Here is a 20,608-nt window from a genome sequence, read left to right on the forward strand (position 1 = left end):
GGTTGCACCGGTAATAGTGGTGCTGACAGTCGAACCATTGTTGTAAACGTCGTTAGCCGGCGTATCCACCACCACGGTGCCAACCGATTCTCCGGCCTTGATGGTGATCACCGAGCCATTGCTCAAAGTGACCGTCACCGGCGTCTGCGCAGGATTAGTCAGCGTAGCCGTGTAAGTGATCTGACCGCCTTCGGTGACAGTCTCGCCCGCTGTCAGCGTCACCGTGGTGGTGTCGATGGTATCGGTAATCTGAGTCACGGCCGGATTGGGGTCGAGGGTCAGTACCAGGTTGTTGCCGCCAGTGGTGCCGGTGACGTTGACGCTGATCTGGCTTGGATCGATGTAGGGGCTGTCATTCGGCGCCAGCGGTACGTTGACGGTGCCGGTGGTCTGGCCGGCAATGATGGTGATCACTGCGCCGTTGGACAGCGTGATGTTCAGGTTGCTGGAAGGCGCCTGGGTCACCGTGGCGGTGTAGGTCAGCACGCCGCCGGCTTCGGTGATGCTCGGGGTTGCGCTCAGCGACAGGGTGGACGCCTGCAGCACCAGGTTGCCGCTGTTGTCGGTCGAGCCTTGGGCGCCCGCCAGTTGGGTTTGTGTCGCCGTGGTCTGGCCCAGAGGGCCGGTCGGGAAGCCGATGGTCGGGTCGACACGGCCTGCGGTCGCGTCCAGCACGACGAAGCTGTGGCCGCCGCCCGCGGCGCCGTTACCGGCAGCGGTTGCGCCTGCGGCAGTGGCTTCCAGGTCGGTGGTCGGGTCGGCGCCGGCGGCGATGGCTTGCTGCAGCTCGGCAACCGACGGCGCGGCCTGCTCGGTGGCTGCGGCCAGATCGAGGCTGGAGTCCGGCATGTCGGCGCTCCATTGGGTATCCCGACCGAGGTCCAGCGTGCGGCCGTCGGCCAGTTCCAGGCTGACCGCGCCGGACATGCCGGTGTCTACCTGGTCGCCCGCGAACAGGCGATCACCTTCAACGAGGACGCGGCGTGTCCCTTCCGGAGAAATAACGAAAACTTGACCAACAATGCTTTTGACGATGGCAACAACACTGCTCATTAAAGATTTCTCCGGCGATCCGTTTCTGATGATATCCATGCGGCCGCTCGCAAGTGCGAGGGCCAAACAGGAGGGGGCGTAGTCTAATTACTTATTGGCGTCAAATAATTGGCTAGATTTATTCGCTATCTAGTTTATGCCAAACTATTGACCTTCTGGTCGCCATCCTAAACAATTGGCCCTGTAATGTCACATTGATATTCATGCGGCGAACCGTCCTACATGTGTGAAGCAGTTCCGCTTTTTGAACTTTCCGACGTACGGTCATTACGGTAGCCATTATCCGACTCAGCGAGGCCAATCGCTGTGATTTGAGACAAGAAGTCCTGGGGAATTTTTAAATGCGTTTGCACCTGTTCAAGGCAATACCGTTCGTACTCGCCGCCAGTTTTGTACAAGCCCAAACATTGCCCCAGGCCATGCAACAGGCATTAGACGTGCACCCGGAAATTCAAGCCGGCGTGAATAGCCGTATCGCCGCTGATTACGATTTACGCGCTGCACAAGGTGGTTACTTGCCTCGCGTGGACCTGAACGCCGGTTATGGTCGTGAAGGCACCGACGATTCCAACACGCGCGCCGCCAGCGGCCCGAACGGCAACCAGTGGGACACCCACAACCGCGGCGAATCGAGCCTGCGTCTGCAGCAGATGATTTTTGACGGTTTCGCCACCTCCAGCGAAGTCGGGCGCCAACAAGCCAACGTCAATTCCCGCGCTTACTCCTTGCTGGGTACTTCCGAGCGCACCGGGTTGACTGTCGCCCAGGTGTACCTGGATGTGCTGACACGCCGTGAGTTCGTGCGCCTGGCTGAAGAAAACCTGCGCAACCACGAACGCATTTACGACCAGATCAAGCTGCGCACCCAGCGCGGCGTCGGTAACGGTGCCGACCAGGACCAGGCCGAAGCGCGTCTGGCCCAGGCCCGCAACAACCTGATCACCGAGCAGACCAACCTGGCCGACTCCCAGGTCAATTACCTCAGCGCCGTCGGCCAGATGCCCGACCAGCTCGAGCGCCCGGCGCCGTTCGTGGCCATGCTGCCGGCTGACTTCAACGAAGCACGTCGCCAGATGCTCGACAACAGCCCGGTCCTGCGTTCGGCCGAGTCGGATATTTCCGCCGCCGAAAGTCAGTACGAAGCTGCCAAGTCCACCTTCTACCCGCACTTTGATGCAGAGCTGGGCACTAATGCCGACAACAACGTCGGCGGCGATGCCGGCCACAGCAACGGTTGGGAAGCCATGGTGCGCATGCGCTTCAACCTGTTCGCCGGTGGCAGCAACAAGGCTGACCTGCAATCGAAGTCCTACCAGGCCAACCAGGCACTGGATATCCGCAACAACGCCCTGCGCCAACTCAACGAAGAACTGGGCCTGGCCTGGAACGCCTTGAACAACGCCAACGCGCAATTGCCGGTAGCCCAGCAATACGTGGATCACAGCACCCGCGTGCGCACCTCTTACCAGCAGCAGTTCAGCCTGGGCCAACGTACCCTGCTCGACTTGCTCGACAGCGAGAACGAATTGTTCACCGCTTCGCGTCGTCTGGAAGAGATCAAGAACATTCAGTTATTTACTCAATATCGAATCAAGGCGACCATGGGCGAATTGCTCAAAAGCCAGGGCGTGGTCGCACCGATGGCCTCCGTCGTACAGAACGACGTGAAGCCAAAAGTCCAACTGCCTGGGATGAATTGAGTCACCCCTATAGCCCCATCTGTTAGTCGAGAGTGCAGCGCGTGGAATCCGAAGTCAGTCGAGTTCATCTCAGTCATGATCCACGCACGCTGCACGACGACCCGTTACTTGACGGGTTGTTGGCGCTTTGTGCCTTGCATCAAAAACCGGCCAGCGCGGCCATGCTCACCACCGGCCTGCCGCTGCCTTCGCAGCGCCTGAGTGCCGAGCTGCTGCCGCGCGCAGCCGCGCGTGCCGGCCTGCAAGGGCGGGTGCTGCAACGCAAGCTGGAGCAGATTCCGACCATCGCACTGCCGGCGCTGCTGTTGCTCAAGGACGGTCGCAGTACCGTGCTGGTGGGTTGGCAAGGCGAAGACGAAGCCCGCATTCTGCTCAGCGAAAGCGACGGCGGTGAGGTGCTGATCAAGCGTGAGCTGTTGGTCGACGATTACATCGGCAAAGTCTTCTTCGCCCAGCCGCAGCACAAATTCGACGTCAACCACGGCACGCTGATCCCGCGAGCGCGCTCGTGGTTTCGCGACACCCTCAAGCGTTCGCGCTGGCTCTACACCGACGCCATCGCCGCCAGCTTCCTGATCAACATCATCGCCATGGCGGCGCCGCTGTTTGTGATGAACGTCTACGATCGAGTAGTGCCCAACCAGGCCACGTCCACCTTGTGGGTGTTGGCCGTGGGCATCGGCGGGGCGTACCTGTTCGATCTGGTGCTCAAGAGCCTGCGCAGCCTGTGCCTGGACCTGGCCGGCAAAAAAACCGACCTGATCATCTCGGCCACGCTGTTCGAGCGCATTGTCGGCATGTCCATGAAGTACCGCCCGGCAAGGGTCGGCAGCTTCGCGCAGAACATCCATGAGTTTCAAAGCCTGCGCGATTTCCTCGCGTCGCTGACCCTCACCAGCCTGATCGACCTGCCGTTCACCCTGCTGATTTTCCTGGTGATCGCCATCCTTGGCGGCCACCTGGTGTGGATTCCGGTACTGGCTTTCCCGATTGCCCTGGGCATCGGCTACGCCCTGCAAAAACCGTTGGTAGCGACCATGGAGCGGACCATGGCCCTGGCTGCCGAGCGCCAGTCGAGCCTGATCGAAACCCTCGCAGGTTTGGACGCGGTCAAGGTCAACAACGCCGAGAGCGAGCGTCAGTACGGCTGGGAACAAACCATCGGCACCCTCAGCCGGCTGGAGCTGCGCGTGAAGTTGCTGTCGGGCCTGTCGATGAACATGACCCTGCTGATCCAGCAACTGGCCGGCGTGATCATGATCGTGTTCGGCGTGTACCAGATCATCGACGGCAACCTCAGCATGGGCGGCCTGATTGCCTGCTACATGCTCAGTGGCCGTGCGCTGAGCCCGCTGGCCTCGTTGTCGGGCCTGCTGACCCGCTACCAGCAAGCCAAGGTCACCATGACCTCGGTGGACCAGATGATGGAGCTGCCCCAGGAGCGCAATTTCGAAGAACGCCCGATGAGCCGCCGCACCCTGCAAGGTGCCATCGAGTGCCGTGGCCTGAACTTCACCTACCCGAACCAGCAGAACGCCGCGCTGAAAAACATCAACCTGGTGATCAAGCCCGGCGAAAAAATCGGCATCATCGGCCGCAGCGGCTCGGGCAAAAGCTCCCTGGCCAAACTGATCGTCGGCCTGTACCAGCCCGACTCCGGCGCCTTGCTGGTGGACGGCGTGGACGTACGCCAGATCGACGTGAGCGAGTTGCGCCACAACATCGGCTACGTCGCCCAAGACATCCAACTGCTGGCCGGCACCCTGCGCGACAACCTGGTCTCGGGTGCGCGTTATGTCGAAGACGAAATGGTCCTGCAAGCCGCCGAACTGGCTGGCGTGCACGAATTCGCGCGCCTGCACCCGCAGGGTTATGAACTGCAAGTTGGCGAGCGTGGGCAGAACCTGTCCGGCGGCCAGCGCCAGAACGTCGCCCTGGCCCGCGCATTGCTGCTCAACCCGCCCATCCTGCTGCTGGACGAACCCACCAGCGCCATGGACAACACCGGTGAAGAACGCTTGAAACAACGCCTGCAAGCCGTGGTGCAAAACAAGACCGTGGTGCTGGTCACGCACCGTGCCTCACTGCTCTCGCTGGTGGACCGCCTGCTGGTGGTCGACCGTGGGCAGATCCTCGCGGACGGCCCGAAAGCCGTGGTTATGGAAGCGTTGAAAAAGGGGCAGATCAGTGTTGCTTAACTCCATCAAAAGCGCGGTCGGCCGCTACTTCAAAGGCTCCGATTCGTTGCAGGGCCAGCCGCTGCCTGAGGTCAACAAAGCGCTGATCGAAGATGCACCGCGGGTTATCCGCCTGACCATTTGGGCAATCATTGCGTTCTTCGTATTCCTGGTCGTGTGGGCGGGCTTCTCCAGCATCGACGAAGTCACCCGTGGCGACGGCAAGGCGATTCCGTCGTCCAAGCTGCAAAAAATCCAGAACCTGGAAGGCGGCATCGTTTCCGAGCTGTTCGTCAAGGAAGGCCAGATCGTCGAAGCCGGCGCGCCGCTGATTCGCCTCGACGACACGCGGTTTGTCTCCAATGCTGGCGAAACCGAAGCCTTGCGCCTGGCCATGCAACTGCGCGTCGAGCGCCTGAGCGCGCAGGTGGATGACCGCCCGCTGAACATTCCCGACGACGTGCTCAAGGCCGCGCCAAGCCAGGCGGCCAACGAGCGCTCGCTGTATGAAAGCCGTCGCCAGCAGTTGAAAGACGAAGTCGGCGGTTTGCAGGAGCAGCTGGTGCAGCGTCAACAGGAACTGCGCGAGTTCACCTCCAAGCAAGGCCAGTACCGCAACCAGTTGTCCCTGCAGCGTCAGGAAATCAACATGTCCGAGCCGTTGGTGGCCCAGGGAGCGGTGTCGCCGGTGGAAGTGCTGCGCCTCAAACGCGCCGAGATGGAAACCCGCGGCCAGTTGGACGCCACCACCCTGGCGATTCCCCGTGCCGAATCAGCGATCAAGGAAGTGCAGCGCAAGATCGACGAAACCCGGGGCAAATTCCGCAGTGAAGCGCTGACCCAACTCAACGAAGCGCGCACCGAACTGAATAAGGCCGAATCCACCGGCCGCGCCCTCGAAGACCGCGTCAGCCGCACGCTGGTCACCTCGCCAGTGCGCGGTATCGTCAAGCAGCTGCTGGTCAACACTGTCGGCGGCGTGATCCAGCCGGGCAGCGACATGGTCGAAATCGTGCCGCTTAACGACACCCTGCTGGTCGAAGCCAAGATCCGCCCGCAAGACATTGCGTTCCTGCACCCTGGGCAAGAAGCGATCGTCAAATTCACCGCCTATGACTACACCATTTATGGCGGGCTGAAGGCCAAGCTCGAACGCATCGGTGCTGACACCATCACCGACGAAGACAAGAAAACCACCTACTACATGATCACCTTGCGCACCGACCGCAGCCATTTGGGCACCGATGAGAAGCCGCTGCTGATCATCCCCGGCATGGTGGCCTCGGTGGACATCATCACGGGCAAGAAAAGCATCCTGAGCTACCTGCTCAAACCGATCATCAAGGCGCGGGCCGAGGCGTTGCACGAGCGGTAATCTCTATCGCCTGCCAGGGCCTCATCGCGGGCAAGCCCGGCTCCCACATTTGAATGTGTTCACAAATCAAAATGTGGGAGCTGGCTTGCCTGCGATGGCGCCATCAGCTTCACCACAGACCCCCACCCTAATGCATATCGATATTCACTAACGGTATTTAATCGCCCGTTCTTATATCTATAAAGTCACTCTCCTGTCCGACCGGGAGTGCCCTCATGTCCGCCACCTCTACTGTTCCAACAGCGACCCCAACCGCCCAAACCTTCGAGATCCGCCCATTCCCCGGCAGCGTTGGCGCCGAGATCGTCGGCCTGGATTTGTCTCGCCCGGTTAACGACCAGGACTTCGCACGCATCCACCGCGCGCACCTGGATCACCACGTCGTGGTGTTCCGCGACCAGCGCATCACCCCCGAACAACAGATCGCCTTCAGCCGCCGCTTCGGTGTGTTGCAGATCCACGTGCTCAAGCAGTTCCTGCTGGCCAACCACCCGGAAATCCTGATCGTCTCCAACATCATCGAAAACGGCCAATCCATCGGCCTGGGGGACGCGGGCAAGTTCTGGCACTCGGACCTGTCCTATAAAGAGCTGCCAAGCCTGGGCTCAATGCTGCATGCCCAGGAGCTGCCCTCCGAAGGCGGCGACACACTGTTTGCCGACATGCACAAAGCCTGGGACCAACTGCCCGAGCACCTGCGCAAAGCGGTGGAGGGCCGCAGCGCCGCGCATTCCTACACCGCGCGCTACAGCGAAACCAAATTCGAAGGCAACTGGCGGCCAACCCTGACGCCTGAGCAGCTGGCCCAAGTGGCCGAAGTGGTGCACCCGATCGTGCGCACTCATCCGGAAAACGGCCGCAAGGCGCTGTTCGTCAGTGAAGGTTTCACCACCCGCATCGTCGGCCTGCCCGAAGATGAAAGCCGCGACCTGCTGGCCCAGCTCTACGCCCACAGCGTGCTGCCGCACAACATCTACCGCCACCAGTGGCAGCCCCACGACCTGGTGTTCTGGGACAACCGCTCGCTGATCCACCTGGCCGCCGGTTGCCCGAGCCACCTGCGCCGCAAGCTGTTTCGCACCACCATTCAGGGCGATGCGCCTTTCTAATCCTGATCCTCGGCAAGAGAGTTGAAATGAACGCGCCCCTGCAAGGCCACGCGGCCAGCAACCTGAACACCGCCCAGCCGCTGTTGGCGGTGGACCACGTCAGCCTCGAATACCGCACCCCCGAGCGCGTAGTGCGGGCCACCCATCAAGTCAGTTTCGAGATCGACCCGGCTGATCGCTACGTGCTGCTCGGCCCTTCGGGCTGCGGCAAATCCACCTTGCTCAAGTCCATCGCCGGGTTTATCAAACCCTGCGAAGGCGAGATTCGCCTGCTCGGGCAACAGGTCGAACAACCCGGCCCGGATCGCATCGTGGTGTTCCAGGAATTCGACCAGTTACCGCCGTGGAAAACCGTCAAGCAGAACGTGATGTTCCCGCTGCTGGCGTCCAAAACCTTGAAGCGTCGCGAAGCCGAAGAGCGTGCGCTGTACTACCTCGAAAAAGTCGGCCTCAGCGCTTTTGCCGATTCTTACCCCCACACCCTGTCCGGCGGCATGAAAGCCCGTGTGGCGATCGCTCGCGCCCTGGCCATGCAGCCAAAAATCCTGCTGATGGATGAACCCTTCGCCGCCCTCGACGCCTTGACCCGACGCAAGATGCAGGAAGAACTGCTGCTGCTCTGGGAAGAGGTGCGCTTCACGCTGTTGTTCGTCACCCATTCCATCGAAGAAGCCTTGGTGGTGGGAAATCGCATCCTGTTGCTGTCGCCGCACCCGGGGCGTGTGCGTGCGGAAATCCATAGCCATCAATACGACCTGCACAGCCTCGGCGGTTTGGAATTCCAGGCGTCGGCGCGGCGCATTCATCGCCTGCTGTTCGATGAAGCGCCCGAGGCCGAACGTGAGTTGGGTTTCGCCGATATCCGCATCGCTTACTAAGGGGCCGACCTATGCGCCAGGAATTTGAAGTACACCTCGAACCGCTGCTCAGCGTTCCCGTTGAACGCGAGCTGCCGCTGCGCCAACGCTTGTGGCAGCAAGGCTGGCTGCGCAAGGGCCTGATCCTGATCGTGCTGGCGGTCCTCTGGGAGGCAGTCGCGCGTTACCAGAACAATGACCTGCTGCTGCCGAGCTTCCTGCAGACCTCTCAAGCGTTATTCGATGGCCTGCTCAGCGGTGAGTTGTTGAGCAAAGTGAGCATCTCGCTGGCGGTGCTGATCAAGGGCTACGTGATCGGCATCGTGCTGGCGTTTGCCCTGACCACGCTGGCGGTCTCGACCCAGCTTGGCCGCGACCTGCTGAGCACACTGACCTCGATGTTCAACCCGCTGCCGGCCATTGCGTTGCTGCCGCTGGCCCTGCTGTGGTTCGGCCTGGGGCAGAACAGCCTGATTTTCGTGCTGGTGCATTCGGTGCTGTGGGCCCTGGCGCTGAACACGTATTCGGGGTTTCTCGGCGTGTCTGAAACCCTGCGCATGGCCGGCCGCAACTACGGCCTCAAGGGCATGCGTTTTGTGCTGTTCATCCTGATCCCGGCGGCGCTGCCGTCGATCCTTGCCGGGCTGAAAATCGGCTGGGCATTTGCCTGGCGCACGTTGATCGCCGCCGAGCTGGTGTTCGGCGCCAGCAGCGGCAAGGGCGGTTTGGGTTGGTACATCTTCCAGAACCGCAATGAGCTGTACACCGACAAGGTGTTTGCCGGCTTGGCCGTGGTCATCCTGATCGGGTTGCTGGTCGAAAATCTGGTGTTCAACACCGTTGAACGGCTGACGGTGAAGCGCTGGGGCATGCAGCGTTGATCCTACTTATCTGTAGGAACGATCCTCTTCAAATAGGAATGATTGCTCATTGGTCTCGCTGAGTCCGATAATGCCGGCCGAACCTGACGTCGCCTTGACGTCAGGCATTCCCGGTAGAAGGATTTACGGCGATGCGGTTTTTTGTCTTGGCTGCGGCTTTATTTTTGTCGACGTCGGTGTTTGCTCAATTCAAGCCTGAAGCGGTGTCCATGCCCTAGCCGCATTACCCGGCAAACCTGGTCAACCTCCAAGGGCATGCGCGCATCAGCCTGAATATTCACAACGACGGAACCGTCAGCGATGTCAAAGCGATCAGTGCCACCCAGCCTGCATTCGGCGCGGCTGCCGTGGAGGCGGCGAGTCAATGGCGGTTCAAAGCCTGGGCGGTAAACGCCGATCAGCCAGCGGTGCTTGAGGCGCAAAACGATATGGTTTTCACGCCTGAACCGGCAAGCAAGGAAGAAGCGACTCAACTGTCTTTTACGCAAACTACCTATCAAACCTGCCGCGCGTTGAGCGAAGAAGTCAGCCAATTTCGCCGTGACCATCCCGCCCGCCCGTTGATCGCCATGAAGAGTTTTGCTATTACCCGTGTGGCGGTGATGTTTCCGGCGTTCACCGGTAAAAGCGACTACAACGAGAGCCTGGCCCGAGCCGATGAACTGGAAAAATCCCTGCCGGATATCGTGCGCAAGTGTCAGGCTCATCCCAAATCCACTTATGCTCAGTACCTGCCGCGCAACTTGAGGCGCTACCTGTAAAGCCTGCTACGATTGCGTGCGCTTCACGCCCCACTGAACACGAGTGCTTGGCATGCAATTACCGGACATGAACCTGCTGGTCGCCCTCGACGCCTTGCTCGACGAGGGCAGTGTGGTCGGCGCCGCACGGCGGATGAACCTGAGCCCGGCCGCCATGAGCCGCACCCTCACGCGTATTCGCGAAGCGGTGGGCGACCCGATCCTGGTGCGCGCCGGGCGTGGTCTGGTGCCAACGCCCAAGGCGCTGCAGTTGCAAGGCCAGGTGCGCAACGTGGTGGAGCAGGCGGCGTTGTTGTTCCGCTCGGCAGACCAGGTTGACCTCAGCACCTTGCGCCGGCGTTTCAGCGTGCGTGCCAATGACTTCTTTATCGGCGTGTATGGCGGTCGGCTGTTCGACACCATGGAACGCATGGCACCGCTGTGCGAGCTGTGTTTTGTGCCCGAAGGCGACACCGATGACGAGGCATTGCGTGAAGGCCGGCTGGACCTGCGGGTGAGTAATTCCATGCCGTCCAGCCCCGAAGTGAAGGTGCAGAACCTGTTTTCCACCACCTTTGTGGGCCTTGCGCGCGAGGACCACCCACTGTTCGACGAAGAAATCACCGCCGCGCGGTTTGCCAGCTACTCCCACATCAGCATTTCGCGACGCGGCATCGCCCGCGGGCCAATCGACACAGCGCTCAATGCCCTGGGCCTGGAGCGCCGCGTGGCCATGATCGCCCCAGGCTTTCATGGCGCGATGTTCATGCTGCCCGATTCCGACCTGCTGCTGCCGGTGCCCAAGGAAGCCCTGCTGAGTGCCAATCGCCTGAAGCTGCCCCTGCGCGCATTCCAATTGCCAATCTCCCTGCCGACGCTGATGCTGGCCCAGTTCTGGCACCCGCGTTTCGACAAAGACCCTGCCCATAAGTGGCTGCGCGAAACCATGCGCGAAAGCTGCCACGCTACCTGGCTGGAAGCGCAGCCCACCTAAAGTGTAGGCACTGGCTTATCGTGGCGAGCGGGCTTGCCCCGCGTTGGGCTGCGAAGCGGCCCCAAAGCCAGGCGCTGAGTTTCATCAGAAAACTCTCAGTGTCTTTATCGGGGCCGCTTCGCTGCCCGACGCGGGGCAAGCCCGCTCGCCACGGCAAGCCAGCTACCACGGGATAAGTGCGTGGCCCAACAGTTGCGTCTGACGCACTTATAAGCTTCCAGCAAGTAACTTTTTGTTATGGGTGTGCCTGATTAAACTGCTCGGGTATTTCTAATCCCGAGTTACCTGTCCATGACCTCCCTCGCTGCCCCCGCCCTCCAGGCTGCAGCCAAACCCATTGCGCTCAACCCGCCCGTGTTCGGCCCGCGCATCATCATTGGCTTGGTCGGCGTATTGCTGGCGGTGCTGGTGTCCGGTCTCAACGAGATGGTCACCAAAGTCGCCCTCGCCGACATCCGTGGTGCGCTGTACATCGGTTTTGACGAAGGCACCTGGCTGGTCGCGGCTTATACGGCGACCTCCGTGGCGGCGATGGCCTTCGCGCCCTGGTGTTCGGTGACGTTTTCCCTGCGCCGCTTCACGCTGTGTGCCATCGGCGTGTTCACCGTGCTGGGCATCCTGTGCCCGTTTGCGCCGAACTACCAAACCCTGCTGGTGCTGCGCACCGTGCAAGGCCTGGCCGGTGGCGCGTTGCCGCCGATGCTGATGACCGTGGCGCTGCGTTTCCTGCCGGCCAACGTCAAGCTGTATGGCCTGGCGGGTTACGCACTCACCGCCACGTTCGGCCCAAGCCTGGGCACGCCGTTGGCGGCGCTGTGGACTGAATACGTCGGCTGGCAATGGGCGTTTTGGCAGATCGTCGCGCCGTGCCTGCTGGCGATGGCCGCCGTGGCCTACGGCTTGCCGCAAGACCCGGTGCGCCTGGAGCGCTTCAAGCAGTTCAACTGGCGCGGCGTGCTGCTGGGCTTTCCCGCGATCTGCATGCTGGTGATCGGCTTGTTGCAGGGCAATCGCCTGGACTGGTTCGAGTCCGGCCTGATCACCTTTCTGCTCAGCGGCGGCACGCTGTTGCTGGTGCTGTTTCTGATCAATGAATGGTCGCAGCCGATTCCATTTTTCAAGTTGCAGATGCTCGGCCTGCGCAACCTGGCGTTTGCCTTGATCGTGCTGGCGGGTGTGCTGATGGTGCTGACGTCGGTCATCATCATCCCGTCGAGTTTCCTCGCCCAGGTTCAGGGTTACCGGCCGTTGCAAACTGCGCCGGTGATGCTGCTGATGGCGTTGCCGCAGTTGATTGCGCTGCCGTTGGTGGCGGCGCTGTGCAACCTGCGCTGGGTCGATTGCCGCTGGGTCCTGGGGATTGGCTTGAGCATGCTGGTGCTGTGCTGTGTGGGCAGCTCGCACCTGACGTCGGAGTGGATTCGCGACGATTTCTACGGCCTCTACCTGCTGCAAATCTTTGGTCAGCCCATGGCCGTACTGCCGCTGCTGATGCTCTCCACTGGCAGCATCCAACCGATGGACGGGCCGTTCGCCTCGGCGTGGTTCAACACCGTCAAAGGCCTGGCCGCCGTGATCGCCACCGCCGTGCTGGACACGCTGACCACCCAGCGTCTGCACTTTCACTCGACCATGTTGGTGGACCGCCTGGGCAACTCGCCCCTGGCCGACGGCGACGCGCCGGGCCTGGCGCACCGCCTGCACGAGCAGGCCGTAGTGCTGACTTCTTCGGACCTCTATTACGTCATGGCCGCTGTCGCGGTGGCGCTGATTCTGCTGATTTTCTGGATGCCGACGCGGATTTTTCCACCGCGCGCACCGACCTAGCCAAAAGGATTTCTCATGAAACGCAAAGACAAAATTGCCGTCGCCGTTATTGCTGTGTTTGCCGTCGGTGTACTGGTTTATCTGGTTGCGCCCGGCCTGTTGGGCAGCAAGCGCCAGACCACCAACGACGCCTTCGTTGCCGCCGACTTCACCTTGGTGGCGCCGCGCGTGGCCGGTTTTATCAAGGAAGTGCTGGTGGAAGACAACCAGCGCGTCAAGGCCGGCCAGCTGTTGGCGTTGATCGATGACCGCGATTTTCGCGCCGCCGCCCAGGCGGCCGATGCCGACACGCTCGTCGCCCAGGCCCAACTGAAAAACGCCACCGCGACCCTCGAACGCCAAAGCTCGGTGATCGCCCAGGCCCAGGCCACCGTAGCGGCGGACCGTGCCGAAGTGGCTTTTGCCGAACACGAACTGAACCGCTACAGCCACCTCGCCGGTGTAGGCGCGGGCACCGTGCAGAACGCCCAGCAAGCCAAGACCCGCATCGACCAGGCCACCGCGCGCCTGGCCAATGCCACGGCGGTGCTCGCCGCAGAACGCAAGCAGGTGGAAATCCTCACCGCCCAGCGCGATGCCGCCGAAGGTGGGCTCAAACGTGCCCAGGCAGCGCTCGAAATGGCCAGCTATCAACTCTCTTACACGCGCATCGTCGCGCCAGTGGACGGCATGGTCGGTGAGCGCGCGGTACGGGTGGGCGCCTATGTGACGCCGGGCAGCAAGATCCTCGCCGTGGTGCCCTTGGCCGAGGCTTATGTGGTGGCCAACTTTCAGGAAACCCAGTTGTGGCACATGCACGCCGGCCAAGCCGTGCAGGTGCGTGTCGACAGCCTCGACGGCGAACTTCTCAAGGGTCATCTGGAAAGCCTCGCACCCGCCACGGGCGTGACGTTCGCCTCGGTCAAACCCGACAACGCCACCGGCAATTTCACCAAGGTGGTGCAACGCATTCCGGTGAAAATCGTGCTCGAACCCAATCAGCCACTGACCGAGCGCTTGCGTGTCGGCATGTCGGTGGAGGCCAGCGTCGACACCCAGCCTGTTGCGCAGCCGCGTGAGGTGGCCCAGCAATGAAGCCATTTGCCTGGCTCACCTTGAGCCTCATCAGCCTCAGTGCCTGTACCGTTGGCCCGGATTTCCAGCGGCCGCAAGGCCCGCACATCACGCAATGGGGCGAGCCCCAAGGGCGCCAAGCCGCCAGCCGCGCCGTCACCGAGCCTTTGCAGGAGCGTTGGTGGGACGTGTTCCACGACGCGCAACTTTCAGCGCTCACACGCCGTGCGCTCACCGATAACCTCGACCTGAAACTGGTCAGCAGCCGCCTGCAACAAAGCCGCGCCGTGCGCCAGGTGACCACCGCCGAGCGTTATCCCAACGTCAACGCCACCGGTGGTTATCAGCGTGAGCGCAACAGCGCTAAAGGCTTGAGTGATCCGTCCGGCGAGAATGGCCGTTCGGCGTTCAACCAATGGGACATGGGCTTCTCTGCCGCCTGGGAATTGGACTTCTGGGGCCGTGTAAAACGTGAAACCGAAGCCGCCGACGCCACCCTGCAAGTGGCCGAAGACGACCGCCGCGCCGTGCTGTTGTCGGTGCTCGCCGAAACCGCCCAGGACTACATCCAGTTGCGCGGCGTGCAGAACACCCGCGCCGTCACCGAGCAAAACCTCGACGTGGCGCGCCACAGCCTCAAACTCTCGCAACTGCGCCTGGCCGACGGTGTCGCGACCGACCTGGACGTGGCCGAAGCTGCTGCCCAAGTGGCCGCCATTGAAGCGCGCCTGCCGGATTTGCAGCAGCGCCAGGACCAATTGATCAACGCCCTGAGCCTGTTGATGGGCGAGCCGCCACAAGCCCTGCATGCGCAGTTGTCCAAGGACGCCGCCGTGCCGCAAACCCAGCGCCAGGTCGCCATCGGCTTGCCGTCGGAGTTGGCTGAACGCCGCCCCGACATACGCCAGGCCGAAGCACGCCTGCACGCGGCCACCGCCACTATCGGCGTGGCCAAGGGTGACTTCTATCCGCGCATCACCCTGTCCGGCAGCCTGGGCTCCCAGGCCCTGCAACTGTCGGATTTCGGCTCATGGGGCTCGCGTGCGTTCGCCTTCGGCCCGCAATTCAGCCTGCCGCTGTTCAACGGCGGGCGCCTGCAAGGCATGTTGAACCTGCGTGAAGCGCAGCAACAGGAAGCCGCGCTGGCCTACCAGCAAACCGTGCTGCGCGCCTGGCATGAAATCGACGACCAGCTGACCCGCTACAACGCCAGCCAACTGCGCCGCGACAGCCTCGCCGAAGCGGTGCGCCAGAACCAGATCGCGTTGAGCACCGCGCAACAGCAGTACGTCGAAGGCGTGGTGGATTTCGTCAATGTGCTGACCGTGCAAAGCGCGCTGCTCGCGACGCAGGAACAGTGGGTGGAAAGCTCCACCGGCGTGTCGCTGGCCATGGTCGGGTTGTACAAGGCGCTGGGCGGCGGGTGGCAGTCTGTTTATCCCGCAGGCTAAACACAACACCCTGTGGGAGCGGGCTTGCCCGCGATGAGGGCATATCATTCAACATCACGTTGACTGAACTGCCGCTATCGCGGGCAAGCCCGCTCCCACATGGAAACCGTGCGTGGGTCACGGATTCTGCAGAAAAACCACATACCCGCGAAACCACTCATTCCCCTTCAAATACCCCGGCGCCTCCCACACGCCGCCCTGAATCAAGCCGACCTTGAATGGCAGCCCCAGCCGGTTCATGCGCGGTAAATACGCGGCGTAATCCGGGATGCTGTGGCGCCCTTGATACGTCTGCACCACCACTTCATCCACCACGCCTTTGAGCTGCGCGATGGCGGTTGGGTCGGCATTGCTGCTCCAGTCCATCAGCCCGGTGATGCTCAGCTTCAAGTCGGCGGGCAGGCGGTGGCGCAGGTCGCGCAGGAAGTCGGCGTATTCGTGCAGGTATTGGGTGCGGGCGTCGAAATCGATCTGGATGCCGACCACCGGGTTGCCCGCATCGCGCCAGCGTTGCACCTGGCCGAGCAGTTGGGTGTAGACCGGTTCTGGCCAGTGCAAAGTGTGGGCGCGGTAGACCACCCAGACGTCGCCCCGGGTAAGGCGCGGGATGCCGAGGCCTTGGGCGATCAGTTGCACGCCGCGCTCGGGGGCGCGGCGGGTGGAGTTGATCTGGCCTTGCAGGATGTACAGGGTTTTTGCCTGCTTGAGGACTGGCTGTGGAGTAACGCCACTCCACAGCCAGAAGGCGTCGTAGTCGCGAGCGTCGACGGCGCCAAAGGCCGGGCTCGCCAGCAGGAGCAAGCCGAGCCACAGGTGCTTCACCAGTAGTACTGCAGCGATTTGCCCCACTGGGTGTCGGCGAAGCCGCTTTTGAGCTGGCGGAACCAGGCCTTGCGCACGGCCGGTTCAACGTCATCGCCGCCGCAGCTGTTGTAGCCGGCCGGTGCATAGCAGTTGATGGCACGGAACAGTGCGTAGGCTTTGTCGTTCTTCGGCGCCTTGGCGTTGGCGATCACCTGCTTGTAGCCGTTGAGCCGCGAGAAGGTTTCACCGGGGAATGGCGACGCGGTGCTGCCCAGGCTGCCGGCGGCGCGTGTCTGCTCCAGGGGCATGCCGTCGAGGTTATTGCGCAAGATGAATTCACCAAAGCAGTTCAGGGCTTGCGAGTTTTTCGCATCGGTTTGCAAGGTGGCGGCGGTTTGCGCGATGGTCGGGCAGCTGTAGCCGGATTCGGCTTTTTCACCGTTCCACTGGAACAGCTTCAAACTCTGGCCGCCGCTGTAGACGTAGCCCAGGCTGGTGCCCAGCTTGTCTTCAGGGGCCGGCGCTGGCAGTTGCTTGAGGTCGTCGGCGAAGGTGGCGAACTGGCCGCGCAGCAAGTCCTTATAAAGCAGCACGAATTGCGCGGTCTGGCGCTCCACCGGGTCGTCGGCTTTGGCGATCTGCTGGCGCAGCAAGTCAGGCCCGGCAACGTTGCGCAGCAGGATGTAACGCACTTGCTTGGCGCTGATCGGCGAATCCGCGGCGAACACGTTGGCCAGCTGGCCGCTGCGCTCGTAGTTGAGTGCCAGGGCCAACTCCAACTGGTCGCGTTGCAGCGCCAATTTGGCCAGCGGCAGCAGTTGCAGCCACAGGTCTTGTGCGCCTTTCCAGTCTTGCTTGGCTTCCAGGGCCAGGGCGCGCAGGGTTTGTTGGCTGAAGGCGAAGTAATTCAGGCTCGACGGCACGCTTTGCGGCAACTGCTTCAAGGCGGCATCCGGTTGATGCTCGACGTACAGCGCGCTCACGGCTAACAAGTAGTCGTAAAACGCCGGCTCATCGGCAAACGCTGCTTTTTGCTTCTCAAGGTCTGCGCGGCTGAGCGCGGGCTGGTTGCCGCCACGCATGACCATCAGGTCGCTGACGAGTTGGATCATCGGCGTCTTGACCGTGTCGCTATTGACCATCAACAGCTTGAGGTCGGCCTCTTCGACCAATTCATCCACCGACACATTGCGCTGCTCGTCGGTGGCCTGGGTCAGTTGCCAGGCAAATGCCTCGGCGAGTTTTTCGTTGTCGTCCGCCAGCCAGTAAACCCGGCGCAGCAAGCCGCGCGCAGAGGCGCTGTACTCGCCCTGTGGATAAGTTTTCAGATAAGCGTCGAAGCCTTTCTCGGCCTCGGCGAGCGCAGGTTTATCCACACGGTCGAGGTGCGGCACGCCGTCTTCGTCATAGGTGTTGGCTTGGGCCTGGTTGAGTGAGTTACGCGCGATCATGTACAGCGCGGTTTCTTTCAGCCAGGGCGAAGTAGCGTTCTGGGGGGCGACGAAGCCAGGCCCGGCCTCGGTGAAACGGCCTGTGTAGAAATCGGCGGCGGCTTGCAGGTACGTGCGAAACAGCTGACCTTCGGTCGACTGGATATCTTGCGGTGGCTCCACCACCGGGCCTACCCATTCACAGGCGGTGAGCAATTGCAGGCGCGCCTTCACCAGCAGATCGCGTTCGGTGGCTGGCATGTCGGCTTTGACCACCTGGCTGATAAACGCGGCGGCGCTGTTGTCGTCATTGCTGCGGCAGCGGCTGCCTTCGCCATTGAGAAACGCATCGCCGGCAGCTTTAGCGTCGTCGCGCTTGATGCCCAGCGGTTCAAGCAGTGCATCGAGTGGCGAGGTGTTGGGGGCGTCGGACGTGCTGACCGGCTCGGCTTCGCCACGCGGCACAAGGCGATATACCGGGAACGGCACCGGGCCAAAACCCTCGGCCAGGTCATCTTCGCTCAGGGCATTGGGCGTCAGCGGCGCGGCGTTCTTGTCGGCCAGCAACAAGCGCAGATTGGCCCGGCTGTCATTGCCAGGGCTCAGGAACGGCAGGTTGTTGCAGGGGTCCAGCGTGTCACGCGACACCCGCCAGTCGGGGTAACACGAGTCGTCCGAACTGGCCTGGGCCGGTAGGGAAATGCCGGCAAGCAGGGCCAGAGCCAGGGGTGACAAAAAACCGATGCGCATGACGTGTCCTTGATCCTGAGTCCTTGGAGGGTGCCAATCATAGCTTGATCCGGCAGCAGCTTCGGTGAAGGCCTACACAAATTGCTGATTTGTCCGATTTTTGGTCGTGGCAATGCTCAGCGAAATCCGGGCGCAGTGGCGGGTCTATGAGCTTCAAGTCAAATCCCGCGGTGTGCCGCCCGACGGTTGTAAAACAGCGAGCGAAACCGGGGCTTTTGTCCTAGAGTGGCGCTTGTTTGCGCGTGTGCAGGGTTTGCCCGGGAAATGGGCAGTGTCAGGGGAATTGAGGTGCGACGGTCTGTGGTAGAGCAAGACGACAAAATTGGGACGTTTCCCGCAGTCAATCGCCTCACAGGCGCCTGGGAGGGTGCCGGTTGGCTCAGCCGATTATGGTGGGTGCCGATTCTGGCGCTGGCCATGGCCGTGCGTTTCTATGGCCTGACCGCTTCGGCGATCTGGGGCGACGAAGCGTCGAGCCTGCTGCTCAGCGAATACGCCATGGAGGACCTGTGGTTTCACGCCGCCCATGATGTGCACCCGCCGCTGTACTTCTTCATGCTGCGCGGTTGGATCGAGCTGTTTGGCGATGGCATCTGGTCGATTCGCGGCATGAGTGCCCTACCCGGGATCGCGGCGGTGGGGCTGGGCATCTGGCTCACGCGACAACTGTCCACGCGTCGGACGGCAGTGCTGGCGGGCGTGCTGCTGGCGTTGTTTCCGACGGCGGTGCGTTACAGCCAGGAAGTGCGCATGTACTCACTGCTGGCTGTATGGTTGCTGGGCGCCACGCTGGCGCTGGTGTACTGGGTGCGCCAGCCCGAGCGCACGCGTTACCTGGCCGTCTATGTAGTGCTGATGGCGGCCGGGTTCTACACCCACTATTTCACCGCGCTGTGTGTGCTGGTGCATTGGGCTTATCTGGGCGTGTTGTGCCGCTCACAGGCACCCGGCCAACGCTTGATCATTCGCCCGTCGTGGTGGTGCGCCAATGCGCTCATTGTGGCGTTGTACCTGCCGTGGCTGCCGAACCTGCTGGACCTCACCCAGCACATTGAGCAGCTCAAGGTTGGCGGTGACATTGGCTGGGAAGATCCGGTTTCGCTGATTTCCGTGCCGTCGATGGTCTGGCAGTTCATGCTTCAGGATGAAGGCATCGGTTTCTGGCCGCCGCTGTTCTGGCTGTTCCCGCTGCTGTTGATCGCCGTCGTGGGCATCGCGGCCTGGCGTGATCGTGAGCGCTATCGCCCGGCATGCCTGCTGGCGCTGTTTTTCCTGCTGCCGCTGTTGCTGGTGTACGGCGTCTCTTTCATCTCCCCGGTATTTATCGAGCGCTACCTCACGGTCTACGCACTCGGCTTGCCGATCCTGATGGCCTTGGCCATCGACCGCCTGCCCAAGCGCCTTGCATGGTTGGGCGCGGCGTTGTTCGTGTTGTTCGTGGGTGTGGAACTGCTGGGGTTGAAGAACAACGCCACCGTGGATGTGCATGATCAATTCAACGTGCCGGTGGAGTTCGTTAACCGCAACTATCAGGAAGACGACCGCATCGTCCTCAGCGATATGCTGTGGTACTTGCCCTACGTGTATTACGACGAGACCGACGCCCAATTGCAGCTCTACACGCCCCCCAAACCCGACGGCACGCCGACCCGGCCGAACGCCTACGGTTTCGGCACGTTGGTGGATCAGGACGGCGGGCGTATTTACCTGGACCGTTTGTCGGCATTGCCGGCCGATACGCACCGCGTGTGGCTGATCAGCAGCACGGATATGCCGGACGAGTTCGCCCCGATTCCCGCCGATTGGCGCCAGCTTCTGCAGCAAGTCGGCGGCGGAGCGCGGGCGCGCTTGTTTGTGCTGTGCCGCGGGCCAGAGCCCTCGCAACCCGAGGGTTGCCGTTAATCAAGCATCGGCATTAAGTACATGCCCGGAACGCCTGTTCCGGGCCAATCGCTTCGAAAACACTAAGCCGGTTTACGATTTCGTTGATGGCACAGCAGTGCGTCACGTGGTTGTTGGCCTGGCTGGCGCCTGGACTAGACTCACAGGAATGGTCTTTGTAGGAACCCACCATGGAATCGCCTGTGCACAGCTTGCCCTCACTGTTCAAACAGCTGGGGCTGCCGGATGACCCGGTGAGTATCGAGCAGTTTGTGACGGTACATTCACCGCTCAAACCTGAGCTGCATCTGGCCGATGCGTTTTTCTGGACGGCCAGTCAGCGAGCGTTTTTGCGCGAAGAGATTTTGGAGGATGCGGATTGGGCGGAAGTGGTGGACCAGCTGAGTGTGTTGTTGCGGACGGGGCGTGAGGGGTAAAAATAGTGGCCTCCCTGGTGTTTGGGATTTTGCCGACGGCTTGTACCGATAACCGTCAGGTGCGAGGCCAACGCTGACCCAATGTGGGA

At 61.8% G+C, this 20,608-nt stretch carries 16 protein-coding genes; 13 read left to right on the forward strand and 3 right to left on the reverse strand.

The genetic code is table 11. The features are described from left to right. Positions 1–1,053: retention module-containing protein (locus tag L8K08_RS28595; protein ID WP_242201685.1), on the reverse strand; the 1,053-nt coding region annotated here is incomplete at its 3' end. Positions 1,054–1,394: 341 nt separating this feature from the next. Between L8K08_RS28595 and L8K08_RS28600 the strand changes: the two genes are divergently transcribed. The 11 genes from L8K08_RS28600 (at position 1,395) to L8K08_RS28650 (ending at position 15,217) form a co-directional block, all read left to right on the forward strand. Continuing rightward, positions 1,395–2,753, forward strand: coding sequence for a TolC family outer membrane protein (locus L8K08_RS28600; RefSeq protein ID WP_145159602.1), 1,359 nt, complete (start codon positions 1,395–1,397; stop codon positions 2,751–2,753). 41 nt (positions 2,754–2,794) lie between these two features. Beyond that, positions 2,795–4,951: a type I secretion system permease/ATPase gene (locus L8K08_RS28605; protein ID WP_119738405.1), complete on the forward strand. Its 2,157-nt coding sequence runs from the start codon at positions 2,795–2,797 to the stop codon at positions 4,949–4,951. After that, entirely contained in the window at positions 4,941–6,305 is a 1,365-nt protein-coding gene (locus L8K08_RS28610; RefSeq protein WP_242201687.1) for an HlyD family type I secretion periplasmic adaptor subunit, read from the forward strand. Before L8K08_RS28605 ends, L8K08_RS28610 begins: the two co-directional genes overlap by 11 nt. 215 nt (positions 6,306–6,520) lie before the next feature. Beyond that, positions 6,521–7,414, forward strand: a complete 894-nt coding sequence (locus L8K08_RS28615) for a TauD/TfdA family dioxygenase (RefSeq protein WP_242201688.1) — start codon at positions 6,521–6,523, stop codon at positions 7,412–7,414. Between the two features lie 26 nt (positions 7,415–7,440). Further along, positions 7,441–8,292, forward strand: coding sequence for an ABC transporter ATP-binding protein (locus L8K08_RS28620; protein WP_242201691.1), 852 nt, complete (start codon positions 7,441–7,443; stop codon positions 8,290–8,292). An 11-nt stretch (positions 8,293–8,303) separates the two neighbouring features. Next, entirely contained in the window at positions 8,304–9,152 is an 849-nt protein-coding gene (locus tag L8K08_RS28625) for an ABC transporter permease (protein WP_242201692.1), read from the forward strand. Between the two features lie 428 nt (positions 9,153–9,580). Further along, a complete protein-coding gene (locus tag L8K08_RS28630) occupies positions 9,581–9,913 on the forward strand; it encodes a hypothetical protein (RefSeq protein WP_242201695.1) in 333 nt (110 codons plus the stop codon). Between the two features lie 52 nt (positions 9,914–9,965). Further along, on the forward strand, positions 9,966–10,886 hold the full coding sequence (locus L8K08_RS28635) for a LysR family transcriptional regulator (RefSeq protein WP_145159612.1): 921 nt from the start codon (positions 9,966–9,968) through the stop codon (positions 10,884–10,886). A gap of 291 nt (positions 10,887–11,177) precedes the next feature. After that, entirely contained in the window at positions 11,178–12,713 is a 1,536-nt protein-coding gene (locus L8K08_RS28640) for an MFS transporter (RefSeq protein WP_242201697.1), read from the forward strand. A 15-nt stretch (positions 12,714–12,728) separates the two neighbouring features. Next, on the forward strand, positions 12,729–13,787 hold the full coding sequence (locus L8K08_RS28645; protein ID WP_242201699.1) for an HlyD family secretion protein: 1,059 nt from the start codon (positions 12,729–12,731) through the stop codon (positions 13,785–13,787). Then, positions 13,784–15,217 (forward strand): efflux transporter outer membrane subunit, encoded by a 1,434-nt coding sequence (locus tag L8K08_RS28650; RefSeq protein WP_242201701.1) that lies wholly within the window; start codon positions 13,784–13,786, stop codon positions 15,215–15,217. Before L8K08_RS28645 ends, L8K08_RS28650 begins: the two co-directional genes overlap by 4 nt. A gap of 117 nt (positions 15,218–15,334) precedes the next feature. Here L8K08_RS28650 and L8K08_RS28655 read toward each other — a convergent pair whose 3' ends face one another. Both L8K08_RS28655 and L8K08_RS28660 read right to left on the reverse strand, forming a co-directional pair. After that, positions 15,335–16,039 carry a DUF3142 domain-containing protein gene (locus tag L8K08_RS28655; protein ID WP_242201703.1) on the reverse strand — a complete coding sequence of 235 codons (705 nt, stop codon included), beginning with the start codon at positions 16,037–16,039 and terminating at the stop codon, positions 15,335–15,337. Continuing rightward, complete coding sequence (locus L8K08_RS28660; RefSeq protein ID WP_242201706.1) at positions 16,036–18,201, reverse strand: outer membrane assembly lipoprotein YfiO; 2,166 nt, start codon at positions 18,199–18,201, stop codon at positions 16,036–16,038. The genes L8K08_RS28655 and L8K08_RS28660 overlap by 4 nt, the downstream gene beginning before the upstream one ends. Before the next feature lie 288 nt (positions 18,202–18,489). On the opposite strand from L8K08_RS28660, the gene L8K08_RS28665 reads away from it, so the two are divergent. Next, entirely contained in the window at positions 18,490–20,103 is a 1,614-nt protein-coding gene (locus L8K08_RS28665; RefSeq protein WP_242201708.1) for a glycosyltransferase family 39 protein, read from the forward strand. Positions 20,104–20,273: 170 nt separating this feature from the next. Then, complete coding sequence (locus L8K08_RS28670) at positions 20,274–20,519, forward strand: DUF2789 domain-containing protein (protein WP_145159625.1); 246 nt, start codon at positions 20,274–20,276, stop codon at positions 20,517–20,519. Positions 20,520–20,608 lie beyond the last annotated feature (89 nt).

The organism is Pseudomonas sp. TREG-RG-20F-10-E-6-01 (assembly GCF_022662455.1).
Classification (GTDB): Bacteria; Pseudomonadota; Gammaproteobacteria; order Pseudomonadales; family Pseudomonadaceae; genus Aquipseudomonas.

What these genes read in the sequence shown, in the direction of transcription:
- L8K08_RS28600 (WP_145159602.1), top strand. Translation starts at nt 1,395, where the DNA reads ATGCGTTTGCACCTGTTCAAGGCAATACCGTTCGTACTCGCCGCCAGT.
- L8K08_RS28615 (WP_242201688.1), top strand. Translation starts at nt 6,521, where the DNA reads ATGTCCGCCACCTCTACTGTTCCAACAGCGACCCCAACCGCCCAAACC.
- L8K08_RS28620 (WP_242201691.1), top strand. Translation starts at nt 7,441, where the DNA reads ATGAACGCGCCCCTGCAAGGCCACGCGGCCAGCAACCTGAACACCGCC.
- L8K08_RS28625 (WP_242201692.1), top strand. Translation starts at nt 8,304, where the DNA reads ATGCGCCAGGAATTTGAAGTACACCTCGAACCGCTGCTCAGCGTTCCC.
- L8K08_RS28630 (WP_242201695.1), top strand. Translation starts at nt 9,581, where the DNA reads ATGGTTTTCACGCCTGAACCGGCAAGCAAGGAAGAAGCGACTCAACTG.
- L8K08_RS28635 (WP_145159612.1), top strand. Translation starts at nt 9,966, where the DNA reads ATGCAATTACCGGACATGAACCTGCTGGTCGCCCTCGACGCCTTGCTC.
- L8K08_RS28640 (WP_242201697.1), top strand. Translation starts at nt 11,178, where the DNA reads ATGACCTCCCTCGCTGCCCCCGCCCTCCAGGCTGCAGCCAAACCCATT.
- L8K08_RS28645 (WP_242201699.1), top strand. Translation starts at nt 12,729, where the DNA reads ATGAAACGCAAAGACAAAATTGCCGTCGCCGTTATTGCTGTGTTTGCC.
- L8K08_RS28650 (WP_242201701.1), top strand. Translation starts at nt 13,784, where the DNA reads ATGAAGCCATTTGCCTGGCTCACCTTGAGCCTCATCAGCCTCAGTGCC.
- L8K08_RS28660 (WP_242201706.1), bottom strand. Translation starts at nt 18,201, where the DNA reads ATGCGCATCGGTTTTTTGTCACCCCTGGCTCTGGCCCTGCTTGCCGGC.
- L8K08_RS28670 (WP_145159625.1), top strand. Translation starts at nt 20,274, where the DNA reads ATGGAATCGCCTGTGCACAGCTTGCCCTCACTGTTCAAACAGCTGGGG.